The organism is Pseudomonas sp. SID14000, from assembly GCF_002165135.1.
Taxonomy (GTDB): Bacteria; Pseudomonadota; Gammaproteobacteria; order Pseudomonadales; family Pseudomonadaceae; genus Aquipseudomonas.
In genome coordinates, this window is record NZ_NFZQ01000002.1 from 135,317 (window position 1) to 147,576 (window position 12,260).

Consider the following 12,260-nt stretch of genomic DNA (forward strand, 5'->3'; position numbering starts at 1 on the left):
TATATCTTGAGGTTATCAGAAGGTGTCCTTCCAAGACCTCAAGGCAGCAAAAACAGCGACATGCGTGGGGTTTGAATGCCCCTTCCATTCGTCTGCTTTTTGTTTAACTAATGTTTCAGCGGTGCGCAGGAAAGGGTTGGTCAGGCGTTCCAGGCCAATCGTTGAGGGCAAGGTGATGCGATTGTCGGCGCGCAAACGGCTAACGTCTTCGAACCGCTGTTGAACGTGCGGATTGGCAGGCTCCACTGCCTTGGCGAAACGCAGGTTGCTCAGGGTGTATTCGTGGGCGCAGTACACCTCGGTATGCTCTGGCAGGGCCGCCAGGCGGGCGAGGGCGGGCTGCATCTGTTCGGCAGTACCCTCGAACATGCGCCCGCAGCCGGCGGCGAACAGGGTATCGCCGCTGAACAGCAGCGGCGTCGCCGGCTGGTCGCTGAAGAAGGCAATATGCCCCAGGGTATGGCCGGGCACGGCCAGCACCTGGAAGGTCACCCCCAGCACGGTCACCTGGTCACCCTCGTCCAGCGCCAGGTCACGGCAGGGAATGCGCTCGCGGGCCGGGCCGCAGACCCGGGCGTCGGTCAGTTGCCTGAGCCGTTCCACGCCGCCAACATGGTCGTTGTGGTGGTGGGTGACCAGGATGTCGCTCAGTACCCAGTCGGGGTTGGCTGACAGCCAGCGTTCCACTGGGCCGGCGTCACCCGGATCGACCACCGCGCAGCGGCGTTTGGCAGTATCCTGTAACAACCAGATGTAGTTGTCGGAGAAAGCGGGGAGAGCATCGATCTGTATCATGGTGCGGATCCGATTCGCCTAGCGTGGCACATGAGGGCCATCTTAGCCGCGATGGCGCGGTGCGAGAACCTTCGAGGGAGAGCGCAATGACCGACCAAGCCTTTGCCCAGGCCGACCCGGACTGGGTCAAGCTGATCAGCCTGGCCCGTGAGTGGTTCAATGGTCCACTCGGCCAACTGATGCTCAAGGAGGAGGAAAAACTGCTGGAAGAAGAGCTCGGGCGCTTCTTCGGCGGATACCTTGTGCACTACGGGCCATGTGCCGAACCGCCGCCCAGCGCGCCCCAGGTGCAGCGCAACGTGCGCCTCGGCGCGCCGCTGCCGGGGGTGGAGATTGTCTGCGAAGAGCAGGCGTGGCCGCTGAGCGAGCACGCCGCCGACGTGGTGGTGCTGCAGCATGGCCTGGATTTCAGCCTGTCGCCCCATGGCTTGCTGCGTGAGGCGGCCAGTGCGGTGCGCCCCGGCGGGCACCTGCTGATCGTCGGGATCAACCCCTGGAGCAGTTGGGGTATGCGCCATTTCTTCAGCCATGATGCCTTGCGCAAGGCTCGCTGCATCTCGCCGTCGCGGGTGGGCGACTGGCTCAACCTGCTGGGCTTCGCGCTGGAGAAACGCCGCTTCGGGTGCTATCGTCCGCCGCTTGCCTCACCGGCCTGGCAGCAGCGCCTGGCAGGCTGGGAACGGGTGGCCGGCGGCTGGCAGAGCTCTGGTGGCGGGGTATACCTGCTGGTAGCGCGCAAGATGGTGGTGGGCCTGCGGCCGTTGCGCCAGGAGCGTCGCGAACCGATGGGCAAGCTGCTGCCGCTGCCACTGGCCAAGGTCAACCGCACGGCGGCCAACCCGGATACTGAAAAGCACTGAACATGAGTGGTACATGAGCGAAAGCGTCGAGATGTTTACCGATGGTGCCTGCAAGGGCAACCCTGGCCCTGGCGGTTGGGGCGTCCTTATGATCTACAAGGGCGTCGAGAAGGAACTGTGGGGCGGCGAACGCGAAACCACCAACAACCGCATGGAGCTGATGGCCGCGATCCAGGGCCTGATGGCGCTGAAGCGCGAGTGCGAAGTCGTGCTGACCACCGACTCGCAGTACGTGATGAAGGGCATCAACGAGTGGATGACCAACTGGAAGAAGCGCGGCTGGAAAACCGCGGCCAAGGAGCCGGTGAAGAACGCCGACCTGTGGCAGCAGCTGGACGAGCAGGTCAACCGCCACAAGGTGACCTGGAAGTGGGTGCGCGGCCACATCGGCCACCCCGGCAACGAACGCGCCGACCAGCTGGCCAACCGTGGGGTCGATGAGGTGCGCGCCCAGCGTTGAGCTGGGGTACAATTGCGATCTTTGTAACTGATGCAAGTTGGAGCGCCCCGCGTGGAGCAGCAGCAAGATAAACGGTTCGTCATTCTCGATACCGAAACCACGGGCATGCCGGTCAGCGAAGGCCACCGGATCATCGAGATTGGTTGTGTCGAGGTGATTGGCCGACGCCTGACCGGGCGGCACTTCCACGTCTACCTGCAGCCGGACCGCGAGAGTGACGAGGGCGCCATCAACGTCCACGGCATCACCGATGCTTTCCTGGTCGGCAAGCCACGCTTTGGCGATGTCGCCGAGGAGTTCTTCGACTTCATCCAGGGTTCCACGCTGGTCATCCACAACGCGGCGTTCGACGTTGGCTTCATCAACAACGAATTCGCCTTGCTGGGCCAGCACGACCGCGCGGACGTTTCGCAGTACTGCACCGTGCTCGACACCCTGCTGCTGGCGCGCTCGCGCCACCCGGGGCAGCGCAACAGCCTGGATGCGCTGTGCAAACGCTACGATATCGACAACTCGGGGCGCGAGCTGCACGGCGCATTGCTCGACTCGGAACTGCTGGCGGACGTTTACCTGGCGATGACTGGTGGCCAGACCAGTCTGTCGCTGGCCGGGCATGGTGCAGAAGCCGAGGATGAAGGAACGGGTGCTGGCGGCAGCGAGATTCGCCGTATTACCGGGCGGGTGCCTGGGCGCGTGATCATGGCTAGTGCCGAGGAGCTGGAGGCGCATGCCGAGCGCCTGGCGGCCATTGCCAAGTCGGCGGGTGGGCCATCCATGTGGCAGACTCTGACCGAGGCACCTGCGGGCTGATTTTTTTGCTTGCCTTGGGGTGTTTGATGTCTGTGAGATCGAGCGCCGCACGCGCGGCGCTTCGCGGGGCAAGCCCGCTCCCACATCTGTTTCGGGCCAGTCACTCCTGTGAAGCAACCTCCGTCCGCCTTGAGTGTTCCATTCGATTTTGAAGGGTACGCCACTGCATCCCATCAATCTCCAGCCATGCACCAAGGCTGCAACCCACTGGTGCAGGAATAATTGGCCCGAAACAGATGTGGGAGCGGGCTTGTCCCGCGAAGCGCCGCGCGGGCGGCGCTCGATTTACGCGCCACCTCAACACTCAAGACAGGCACGTCAACTACCCTGAAATGGACGCCATGTCCTTCGGAGGTAGCCGCCTGATGTACAAGGACCTCAAGTTCCCTATCCTTATCGTCCACCGCGCCATCAAGGTCGACAGCGTCGCCGGCGAGCGCGTGCGGGGTATCGCCGAGGAGCTGCGGCAGGACGGCTTTGCCATCCTCGCCGCCGCCGACCACGCCGAGGCCTGCCTGGTCGCGGCCACTCACCACGGCCTGGCCTGCATGCTGATCGCCGCCGAAGGCGCAGGTGAGAATACCCACCTGCTGCAGAGCATGGCCGAGCTGATCCGCCTGGCCCGCCTGCGCGCCCCCAACCTGCCGATTTTCGCCTTGGGCGAACAGGTGACCCTGGAAAACGCCCCCGCCGAGGCCATGAGCGAGCTCAACCAGCTGCGTGGCATCCTCTACCTGTTCGAAGATACCGTGCCGTTTCTCGCCCGCCAGGTGGCGCGTGCCGCACACACCTACCTCGATGGCCTGCTGCCACCGTTCTTCAAGGCCCTGGTGCAGCACACCGCGCAGTCCAACTATTCCTGGCACACCCCAGGCCACGGCGGCGGCGTGGCCTACCGCAAAAGCCCGGTGGGCCAGGCCTTTCACCAGTTCTTCGGGGAAAACACCTTGCGCTCGGACCTGTCCGTATCCGTGCCAGAGCTGGGCTCGCTGCTCGATCACACCGGCCCCTTGGCCGAAGCCGAGGCCAGGGCCGCGCGCAACTTCGGCGCCGACCACACCTTCTTCGTCATCAATGGCACCTCCACGGCCAACAAGATCGTCTGGCACGCCATGGTCGGCCGCGACGATCTGGTACTGGTGGATCGCAACTGCCACAAATCGGTGGTGCACGCGATCATCATGACCGGCGCCATTCCGCTGTACCTGTGCCCGGAGCGCAACGAGCTGGGCATCATCGGCCCGATCCCGCTCAGCGAGTTCAGCCCCGAGGCGATTCAGGCGAAGATCCAGGCCAACCCCCTTGCCCGTGATCGCGGGCAGCGCATCAAGCTGGCGGTGGTGACCAACTCTACCTACGACGGCCTGTGCTACCACGCCGGGTTGATCAAGCAGACCCTGGGTGCCAGTGTCGAGGTGCTGCATTTCGACGAAGCCTGGTTCGCCTACGCGGCGTTCCATGACTTCTTCTCCGGGCGTTACGCCATGGGCACGGCCTGTGCCGCGGACAGCCCGCTGGTGTTCAGCACCCATTCCACCCACAAGCTACTAGCCGCGTTCAGCCAGGCCTCGATGATTCATGTGCAGGACGGGGCCAGGCGCCAGTTGGACCGTGATCGCTTCAACGAAGCGTTCATGATGCACATCTCGACCTCACCGCAGTACAGCATCCTTGCCTCGCTGGACGTGGCCTCGACCATGATGGAAGGCCCGGCCGGGCGTTCGCTGCTGCAAGAAATGTTCGACGAGGCGCTGAGCTTTCGTCGTGCCCTGGCTAACCTGCGCGAGCACATCGCCGCCGACGACTGGTGGTTCAGCATCTGGCAGCCGCCGAGCGCCGAAGGCATCCATCGCCTGGCCGCGCAGGACTGGCTGCTGCAGCCGGGGGCGGAGTGGCATGGCTTTGGCGAGGTGGCAGACGACTATGTACTGCTCGACCCGCTGAAGGTGACCCTGGTGATGCCGGGCCTGAGCGCGGGCGGTGCGCTGGGCGAACATGGCATCCCGGCGGCGGTGGTCAGCAAGTTCCTCTGGGAGCGCGGGTTGGTGGTGGAAAAAACCGGCCTGTACAGCTTCCTGGTGCTGTTCTCAATGGGTATCACCAAGGGCAAGTGGAGTACCTTGCTGACCGAGTTACTGGAGTTCAAGCGCCACTATGACGGCAATACTGCCCTGAGCAACTGCCTGCCGAGTGTGGTGGTTGCCGATGCCTCACGCTACCAGGGTATGGGCCTGCGCGACCTGTGCGATCAGTTGCATGGTTGCTACCGCACCAATGCCACGGCCAAGCAGTTGAAGCGGCTGTTCACACGCTTGCCGGAGGTGGCCGTGAGCCCGGCCCAGGCCTATGACCAGATGGTGCGCGGGGAGGTGGAGGCGGTGCCGATCGAGGCGCTGCCGGGGCGGGTGGCGGCGGTGATGCTGGTGCCTTACCCGCCTGGTATTCCGTTGATCATGCCGGGGGAGCGGTTCACCGAGGCGACCCGCTCGATAATCGATTACCTGACATTCGCCCGGGCGTTCAACCAGGGCTTCCCAGGTTTCGTCGCCGACGTGCATGGCCTGCAGAACGAAAGTGGTCGCTACACGGTGGATTGCATCAAGGAATGCGAATGATCTCGACGCCACTGCGCGCCAGTTCGAAGCGGTTTTCACCCAGGTGGTTGACCTTGTCGCCGATGGCCAGGCGGTAGGTGGTGATGGGGGCGCCCAGCGTGCTGCCGTCGGTTTGCAGGGTCGACTCCTGGAACTCGTGCACGGGGTAGATGCGGCCTTCGGCGTCACGGGCGTGGAACTGGCCGATCATTACTGCTGCCATTTGGGTGGAAACCTCTGAATTACGTGGGAAATGTCTGCAGGCATAGACCGTGGAACAGCGTCGGAAGTTTTCGCCCCGTGGAAAAAAAACCAAAGTGCCGAGGAACGGTCATCTATAACTACAACGTCCCTTTCCCCAGCAAAGGTTGGAAATTGCCATGAGTCAGGTGTATTCGGTAGCGGTGGTCGTCGGCAGCTTGCGCAAGGACTCCTACAACCGCAAGGTCGCCCGCGCACTCTCGGAGCTGGCCCCGTCCAGCCTTGCCCTGAAGATCGTCGAGATTGGTGATTTGCCGTTGTACAACGAGGATGTCGAGGCCGAAGCGCCGCCGGAAGCGTGGAAGCGTTTTCGCGACGAGATCCGCCGCAGTGATGCGGTGCTGTTCGTCACCCCGGAGTACAACCGCTCGGTACCTGGCGGCCTGAAGAATGCCATCGATGTGGGCTCGCGGCCCTACGGGCAAAGCGCCTGGAGTGGCAAGCCGGCGGCGGTGGTCAGTGTGTCACCGGGGGCCATTGGTGGCTTTGGCGCCAACCATGCCGTGCGCCAGTCGCTGGTGTTTCTGGATATGCCGTGCATGCAGATGCCCGAGGCCTATCTTGGCGGTGCGGCTAGCCTGTTCGAGGATTCGGGCAAGCTCAGTGACAAGACCCGGCCGTTCTTGCAGGCATTCATTGACAAGTTCGCTTCCTGGGTGAAGTTGAACAGGGCGGTGTGATCCGCGATCGTTGAATGGACGGTCTCTTTGTAGGAGCAGCCTTGTGCTGCGAAGAGGCCGGTACAAATCACGCATCAACAGGATCTGTACCGGCCTCTTCGCAGCACAAGGCTGCTCCTACAGAAGCGGGGCGCGGCATGTTCTAGCGGAAACTGTAGGAAACCCCGGCATACACGGCGAAGCCTTCGCCCGGGGTCAAGCGGGCTTTGTCCAAGTCTGCATCATAGGTAGGGGCCACCGTCGCCGCATAGCGCTTGTTGGTGAGGTTGCGCAGGTCCAGCCAGGTCTGCCAGTCCTGCTTCGGTGAGTCCCAGCCCAGGCGCGCGCCGAGCAAGGCATATTCATCGGCGTGGTAGCTGTTGGCGTAGTCCACCTGCACCTTCGACGCCATCTGCGTATTCACCCCGGCATAGAAGCCGCTCGGCCAGTCATAGCGCAGCTCGGCCTGGTAGTAGTGCATGGGGATGCCCGGCAGGCGGTTGTCGCCGAACTTGTCGTCATCACGGAAGTGGAAGTCACTGAAGGTATAGGCCTGACGCAGGCTGAGCTTGCCAGTACCGGCGCGTTCCCACAGGGTACTGTCGAGGCCTGCCTCCACGCCCTGGTGCACGGTGGGGCTGGCGTTGAATTCCGAGGTGAAGTTCGGCACCACTTCCACGGCCAGCAGCTCGTGGCGCACTTGCGAGTAGTACCAGGCCAGGTCCCAGCGGCCAAGCGTCGAATCGCCACGCGCGCCCAGCTCCAGGGTCGTGGCGGTCTGGTTCTGCATCTCGATCGGCTGGATCTGCTTGCCGCCTACTTTGGGCGAGCTCCAGATCAGCGACCACGGGTGAGGTGGCTCTACCGAGCGGCTCAGGTTGCCATACACCTGCAGGTCCGGGCTGATGTCATAGCGCAGCCCTAGGCGTGGTGCATAGTCCCAGTCATGCATGCTCACCTTGCCGCCCTCGGCAGGGTAGGTGACATCACTTTCACGGCGGGTATAGATCATCGCCAGGCCTGTGGTCAGCCATAGGTCGGGGACCAGTTCCAGGTCGTTGCCCACATGCAGCACGGTGTCCGAGCCCTGGTAGGTGAAGTCACGGGTGCGCTCACCGAACACGTCGCCGTTGCGGGTGAACTGCGATGCACCGCTGTTGGGCAGGTGCTTGGTGGTGCGCCAGCCGACGGTGGTCTTGCTCTCGTGGCCGAACAGGGTGTCGCGGCGGAAGTAGTTCAAGGTGCCGCTGACATCGGTGTAGGCCACCTTCAGGCGCATCGGGCCTTCGCGCAGGTCCATCGGGTAGTCGTGGTAGACCAGGCCGGCCTCCAGGCGCGCATCGTCGTCAAGGTAGAAGGTGGTCTTGTTGCCCACCCAGGTGCTGCCCGGTTGCGGGCGGCTGTCGTCGCGGGCCAGGTAGGCCGGGTTGGCCGCGCGCGGGTGATGCTTGATCTGCTCCTTGGTCAGGCGCCCGGCCAGCTCGTTCTCGGTTTCCCGGTAGCGCAAGTAGAAGCGGGTTTCCAGGTTCGGGTTGAAGCGGTAGCCGACGTTGGCGGCAACGCCCTTGGCGCTGCCGCTGCTGTGCGCCTGGTAGCCGTCATATTCCGCATCGGTCAGGGCAACGTAGTAGTCGAGGTTGCCCAGCACCTGCCCCGAGCTGATGTGCCGGTGCTGGTAGCCGCGGCTGCCGATTTCGTAGCGCACCTGCAGCGGTGCGGCGTCGTAGCCGGTGTGGGTGACGTAGTTGATCGCACCGCCAAGGGCCAGCGCGCCCTGGTCGAAGCCGTTGGCGCCGCGCAGCACTTCGGCACGGCTCAGCCACAGCGGTTCGAACAGCTCGTAGGGCGTACCGCCCGGGCCGGTCAGGGGTAGGCCGTCGAACATCGTGTACACCCCGGAACCGTGGGCCCCCGGTGCGCGGTTGATGCCCGAACCGCGGATCGACAGCTTGATGCCATCGTTGCCCGCGGACTGGGCGAACACCCCGGGCTGGTAGGCCAGCACGTCCTGGTTGCTGGCCACCCGGCCTTGCCCCACGCGCTGCATGTCCACCAGGTTGCTGGCGCCTGGCACTTCGCGCAGGCGTTCGCTGGCTGCGCTCAGTTCGTTCTGCTCCTCATCGGTGATCAGCACCTGGCCCAGCTCGACCGAAGGTGCCGCCAGGGCGGGCTGGGTGGTAGCGAAAGCAGCCAGCAGGCCAAGGCAGGATGGTAGGGGCAAAACGCAACGCATTGTACGACTCCAGGCGAAAGGCGAATGGACAACGGCCTTGAGACGAGCGAAATGCCGCTTGGAGCACGAAGAAAGTCGGCAAATCTCGGACAGCCTTCGTCAGACGGTCTTGTATGAAAGTTCTTTACAAGCCGCAGCGGTGGAGCAGGGGGGGGCGAGCTTCGTAAGGTGACAGCAGATCCGGCAGCGATGCCTCACTCACCCGAGGAGTTCAAAAATGACTGACAACGCACGACACTCGCAGCAACCCCTGGCGGACGCCCCGGTTCGCCTGACGCCACGTGAACGGCAAGTGCTGTTGTGGTGTGCCTATGGCAAGAGCTCGTGGGAGATTGGCCAGATCCTGGCATGCAAGGAATCGACGGTGAACTTCCATGTGTCGAACATCCTGCGCAAGTTCGATGTGCCCACCCGGGTGGCTGCGGTGATCAAGGCCATCCGCTACGGCATGCTGGCCGAGCAGTGAGGGGGTGAAGCATGGGCAACGATCCTCGGTTACCGCGCTTTGCCGATTGCCATGATCCGTTCTGGCCACGGGTGGACCTTGGCAGGCTGCGTGAGCGGCTGAACCTGCAGCGGCCTGTCAGTGAGGCGGCGCTGGAAGTGGCCGCGCGCTGCGCCGCCATCGATGCGGCACGCGAATTCGCGCGCTGGCGCGCGGTGTTGCGAGAGCGGGGCTACAAGCGCCTCGAGGATGTGGCCGGGCATGACCAGGGGCGTGCATTGCGGGTGTGCTACATCCGCTTTGTCGAAGCCGCGGTCCTGTATAACCTCGGCTCGAACGCTTACCTGCCCATTGCGCACCGGGGAGCTGCCCATGGCTGAGGAATCTGTTCTCGACAGTTTGACCTCGGCGTTGCTGGAGTTGCTGGGCGTGGATGGCAACGTATTGTTCGCCGCGCTTCTGGGGGCTTTGTTGGTGAGTGCGGCGCGCGATCGGTTGATCACCAACACTGCCAGGCGCCTGACGCTCGGCAAGAAACTGTTGCTGGTGTTCGTGACTGTGGGGGTGGGCCACCTGTTCGAGCCCCTGGTTTCGTCACTGGTGCCTTTGCTGACCCGTGGCATGGCGGCGTTCGTGGCTGCCGTGGTGGTGATCCCCATCAGCCTCAAGGTGATGGTCTGGCTGGATACGCTGGACCCGCGCGAACTCATCCAGCGCTGGCGCCGGCGGGGCTAGCCGCTGGCGGCATTGGGCAAGCGACTGGTCAGCGCGCTCAATTGCCGTTCCAGCTGCTGGATGCGTTGCTTGTCCTGGACCAGCAGGAGAACGGCTTGACGATCGGCACGCGACAAGGTGCGCAGTCGCGCGAGCATGTCGCATTCCCAGTCTTCTTCGTCCAGGCATGTGCGATGCGGTTCGGGTTCACCCAGCAGAAGCCAGTCCAGTGAGCATGCATACTGCCTGGCGACATCTATGCAAAGTGAATATGGAATGCTGTCGCGCACCTTCCAGCTGCTCAATGTTTGCGGGCTGATTGAAAGCGCTCGGGACAGCTCGGCATCAGATTCCGTAGCGGTCAGTTGCTTCAGTCTGGTCAGCACCGAAGCAAGTACGTTGGTACTCATAACAAATATCCATGACTGGTTTAATGATATTCCATGGGCTTAAACTACTCGTTATGAATACAGCCCTGCGATTTAAGGAGCATTCCTGCAATGAGAAGCATCAAACTGAAGAATACACCTATATATGCAGCTAATACTGACAAAACTGGACGACTATTCTCACAGAATGTAAACCTGAACAATGCTTGCAGGTATTTGCCGTGAGTACATACAAGCTGGTTTGCCCGCATTGCCACAGCCGGATGCGTATACGCACCAGTGAAGGGCGTCATATTTTCCTGCGGATCGCCTATTTGCAATGCACCACCGAGGCATGTGGCTGGTCAGTGCGGGCCGAGTTCGAAATGACCCATGAACTCTCGCCCAGCGGCATGCCCAACCCGGAAGTGTACCTGCCTTCGGCCAATGGTGATTTACGTAAGGCAGCGCTGCAGGGTGCCGCCCAGGACAGCCCTGGTGAATGAGCCTTCATGCTCACAAATAAAAAACGCGCAGATAAAAAAACACCCCGCATAAGCGGGGTGTCTTGTTTTGCCGGGGCGATCAGCCGATCAGTTGCAGGCCTGCTTGCTGGACCATTTCCAGCAGCGGTTGCGGGTACACACCCAGCACGAAGGCGAGAATGGCGATAGCCAGCAGCATGACACCGCCGGTGCGCTGTTCCCACTTCAGCGGTGCATCGTGGCGACGCAGGTTCGGCTCGACCAGGTACAGGGTGACCATCACGCGCAGGTAGTAGTAAACGCCGATGGCGCTACCGATCACCAAGGCACCGACCAGCCACCACAGGTGCGACTCGACGCCGGTGGCAATGATGTAGAACTTGCCGATGAAGCCGGCGGTCAGCGGGATACCCGCCAGCGACAGCATCATCACGGTCAGTACTGCGGTCAGGTACGGACGGCGCCAGAACAGGCCACGGTACTCGTACAGCGCATCGGCGTCACGGCCACCGTAAGGCGAGGACATGAGGGTGATGACACCGAAGGCGCCCAGGCTGGTGATCACGTAGGTGACCAGGTAAACGCCCATGGCCTCCAGGGCCAGGCCCTTGCTGGCGACCAGGGCGATGACCAGGTAGCCGAAGTGGGCGATGGACGAGTAACCCAGCAGGCGTTTGAGGTTGCTCTGGGTCAGTGCCAGCAGGTTGCCGATCAGGATCGAGGCCACGGCAATCACCGCCAGTACGGTGCTCAGCACGCCGCTGCTGGCAGCAGGGGAGAGCATGAACAGGCGCACGACCACGGCGAACACTGCGACCTTGCTGGCGGTGGCCAGGAAGGCGGCGACCGGTGCCGGGGCGCCTTCGTACACGTCCGGGGTCCACAGGTGGAACGGTACCAGCGACAGCTTGAAGGCCAGGCCGACCAGCATCATGCCCAGGCCCAACTGGGCCACCAGGCTTGGCATGCTGGTGGCGGCCAGGGCCTTGCCGATCTGGTCGAAGCTCAGGCTGCCGGCGTCGGCGTACAGCAGGGCCATGCCGAACAGCAGGAAGGCCGAGCCTGCGGCCGACAGCACCATGTACTTGATGCCGGCTTCCAGCGAGCGCTTGTTGAAGAAGGCATACGCCACCAGGCCGTAGACCGGTACCGACAGCAGCTCCAGGCCGATGAACAGGCCGGCCAGGTGGTTGGCGCTGACCAGCACCAGGCCACCGAGGGCCGACATCAGCAGCAGCAGGTACAGTTCTTCACGGTTGCCCGGGAAGCCCTTGGAGCCTTCGCCGAGGTAGGCGTGGGCGAGGGTGACGCAGGCCAGCGTCGCCACCAGCATGATCGCCATGTACAGGCAGGCGAACTTGTCGATGGTGACCAGCGAGGTGACCGCCAGCGGCGCAACCTTCAGCGCCGGCAGGATCGACAGCAGGGCCAGGTTGAGGCCCACGGTGGACAGCAGGAAGGTCTGCGAGTGGTTGCGCTTCCAGGCGATCGCCAGCATCACCACCACCGTGGTGATGGTGGTGATCAGCATCGGCGCCAATGCGATGAAGTGTTGAGTGGTGAATTCCATAGCGCT

General features: G+C 63.0%; 14 protein-coding genes. 9 read left to right on the forward strand and 5 right to left on the reverse strand.

Annotated features, from left to right (window positions below):
* Positions 1-15: 15 nt before the first annotated feature.
* Positions 16-795 (reverse strand): hydroxyacylglutathione hydrolase, encoded by a 780-nt coding sequence (gloB, locus tag CAY82_RS03455; RefSeq protein WP_087499947.1) that lies wholly within the window; start codon positions 793-795, stop codon positions 16-18.
* Positions 796-881: 86 nt separating this feature from the next.
* Between gloB and CAY82_RS03460 the strand changes: the two genes are divergently transcribed.
* The 4 genes from CAY82_RS03460 (at position 882) to CAY82_RS03475 (ending at position 5,540) form a co-directional block, all read left to right on the forward strand.
* On the forward strand, positions 882-1,655 hold the full coding sequence (locus CAY82_RS03460; RefSeq protein ID WP_087499948.1) for a class I SAM-dependent methyltransferase: 774 nt from the start codon (positions 882-884) through the stop codon (positions 1,653-1,655).
* A 13-nt stretch (positions 1,656-1,668) separates the two neighbouring features.
* Positions 1,669-2,115 (forward strand): ribonuclease HI, encoded by a 447-nt coding sequence (gene rnhA, locus CAY82_RS03465; protein ID WP_087499949.1) that lies wholly within the window; start codon positions 1,669-1,671, stop codon positions 2,113-2,115.
* A 51-nt stretch (positions 2,116-2,166) separates the two neighbouring features.
* Positions 2,167-2,925 carry a DNA polymerase III subunit epsilon gene (dnaQ, locus tag CAY82_RS03470; RefSeq protein WP_087499950.1) on the forward strand — a complete coding sequence of 253 codons (759 nt, stop codon included), beginning with the start codon at positions 2,167-2,169 and terminating at the stop codon, positions 2,923-2,925.
* A gap of 365 nt (positions 2,926-3,290) precedes the next feature.
* Positions 3,291-5,540: an Orn/Lys/Arg decarboxylase N-terminal domain-containing protein gene (locus CAY82_RS03475; protein WP_087500200.1), complete on the forward strand. Its 2,250-nt coding sequence runs from the start codon at positions 3,291-3,293 to the stop codon at positions 5,538-5,540.
* On the opposite strand, the gene CAY82_RS03480 is transcribed toward CAY82_RS03475, so the two are convergent.
* The gene (locus tag CAY82_RS03480) at positions 5,524-5,742 is read right to left on the reverse strand and encodes a hypothetical protein (RefSeq protein ID WP_087499951.1); all 219 of its coding nucleotides are present in this window, start codon (positions 5,740-5,742) and stop codon (positions 5,524-5,526) included. The genes CAY82_RS03475 and CAY82_RS03480 overlap by 17 nt on opposite strands.
* Before the next feature lie 157 nt (positions 5,743-5,899).
* Here CAY82_RS03480 and chrR point away from each other — a divergent pair, with 157 nt between their 5' ends.
* Positions 5,900-6,460: a class I chromate reductase ChrR gene (gene chrR, locus CAY82_RS03485; RefSeq protein ID WP_087499952.1), complete on the forward strand. Its 561-nt coding sequence runs from the start codon at positions 5,900-5,902 to the stop codon at positions 6,458-6,460.
* A 142-nt stretch (positions 6,461-6,602) separates the two neighbouring features.
* Here the strand turns inward: chrR and CAY82_RS03490 are convergent, their stop codons facing one another.
* Positions 6,603-8,672 (reverse strand): TonB-dependent receptor, encoded by a 2,070-nt coding sequence (locus CAY82_RS03490; RefSeq protein WP_087499953.1) that lies wholly within the window; start codon positions 8,670-8,672, stop codon positions 6,603-6,605.
* Positions 8,673-8,889: 217 nt separating this feature from the next.
* Between CAY82_RS03490 and CAY82_RS03495 the strand changes: the two genes are divergently transcribed.
* Genes CAY82_RS03495 through CAY82_RS03505 form a run of 3 tightly spaced genes read left to right on the forward strand, consistent with a single transcriptional unit; the run spans position 8,890 to position 9,852 of the window.
* Positions 8,890-9,138: a response regulator transcription factor gene (locus CAY82_RS03495; RefSeq protein WP_063912679.1), complete on the forward strand. Its 249-nt coding sequence runs from the start codon at positions 8,890-8,892 to the stop codon at positions 9,136-9,138.
* A gap of 11 nt (positions 9,139-9,149) precedes the next feature.
* Positions 9,150-9,497: a head completion/stabilization protein gene (locus CAY82_RS03500; protein ID WP_087499954.1), complete on the forward strand. Its 348-nt coding sequence runs from the start codon at positions 9,150-9,152 to the stop codon at positions 9,495-9,497.
* On the forward strand, positions 9,490-9,852 hold the full coding sequence (locus CAY82_RS03505) for a hypothetical protein (protein WP_087499955.1): 363 nt from the start codon (positions 9,490-9,492) through the stop codon (positions 9,850-9,852). The genes CAY82_RS03500 and CAY82_RS03505 overlap by 8 nt, the downstream gene beginning before the upstream one ends.
* Here the strand turns inward: CAY82_RS03505 and CAY82_RS03510 are convergent.
* Positions 9,849-10,241: a helix-turn-helix domain-containing protein gene (locus tag CAY82_RS03510; RefSeq protein WP_087499956.1), complete on the reverse strand. Its 393-nt coding sequence runs from the start codon at positions 10,239-10,241 to the stop codon at positions 9,849-9,851. The genes CAY82_RS03505 and CAY82_RS03510 overlap by 4 nt on opposite strands.
* 200 nt (positions 10,242-10,441) lie before the next feature.
* On the opposite strand from CAY82_RS03510, the gene CAY82_RS03515 reads away from it, so the two are divergent.
* The gene (locus tag CAY82_RS03515) at positions 10,442-10,705 is read left to right on the forward strand and encodes an ogr/Delta-like zinc finger family protein (RefSeq protein ID WP_087499957.1); all 264 of its coding nucleotides are present in this window, start codon (positions 10,442-10,444) and stop codon (positions 10,703-10,705) included.
* A gap of 79 nt (positions 10,706-10,784) precedes the next feature.
* Here CAY82_RS03515 and nuoN read toward each other — a convergent pair whose 3' ends face one another.
* Positions 10,785-12,254, reverse strand: a complete 1,470-nt coding sequence (nuoN, locus tag CAY82_RS03520; RefSeq protein ID WP_087499958.1) for an NADH-quinone oxidoreductase subunit NuoN — start codon at positions 12,252-12,254, stop codon at positions 10,785-10,787.
* Positions 12,255-12,260 lie beyond the last annotated feature (6 nt).

What these genes read in the sequence shown, in the direction of transcription:
- gloB (WP_087499947.1), bottom strand. Translation starts at nt 795, where the DNA reads ATGATACAGATCGATGCTCTCCCCGCTTTCTCCGACAACTACATCTGG.
- CAY82_RS03460 (WP_087499948.1), top strand. Translation starts at nt 882, where the DNA reads ATGACCGACCAAGCCTTTGCCCAGGCCGACCCGGACTGGGTCAAGCTG.
- rnhA (WP_087499949.1), top strand. Translation starts at nt 1,669, where the DNA reads ATGAGCGAAAGCGTCGAGATGTTTACCGATGGTGCCTGCAAGGGCAAC.
- CAY82_RS03475 (WP_087500200.1), top strand. Translation starts at nt 3,291, where the DNA reads ATGTACAAGGACCTCAAGTTCCCTATCCTTATCGTCCACCGCGCCATC.
- CAY82_RS03480 (WP_087499951.1), bottom strand. Translation starts at nt 5,742, where the DNA reads ATGGCAGCAGTAATGATCGGCCAGTTCCACGCCCGTGACGCCGAAGGC.
- chrR (WP_087499952.1), top strand. Translation starts at nt 5,900, where the DNA reads ATGAGTCAGGTGTATTCGGTAGCGGTGGTCGTCGGCAGCTTGCGCAAG.
- CAY82_RS03490 (WP_087499953.1), bottom strand. Translation starts at nt 8,672, where the DNA reads ATGCGTTGCGTTTTGCCCCTACCATCCTGCCTTGGCCTGCTGGCTGCT.
- CAY82_RS03495 (WP_063912679.1), top strand. Translation starts at nt 8,890, where the DNA reads ATGACTGACAACGCACGACACTCGCAGCAACCCCTGGCGGACGCCCCG.
- CAY82_RS03500 (WP_087499954.1), top strand. Translation starts at nt 9,150, where the DNA reads ATGGGCAACGATCCTCGGTTACCGCGCTTTGCCGATTGCCATGATCCG.
- CAY82_RS03505 (WP_087499955.1), top strand. Translation starts at nt 9,490, where the DNA reads ATGGCTGAGGAATCTGTTCTCGACAGTTTGACCTCGGCGTTGCTGGAG.
- CAY82_RS03510 (WP_087499956.1), bottom strand. Translation starts at nt 10,241, where the DNA reads ATGAGTACCAACGTACTTGCTTCGGTGCTGACCAGACTGAAGCAACTG.
- nuoN (WP_087499958.1), bottom strand. Translation starts at nt 12,254, where the DNA reads ATGGAATTCACCACTCAACACTTCATCGCATTGGCGCCGATGCTGATC.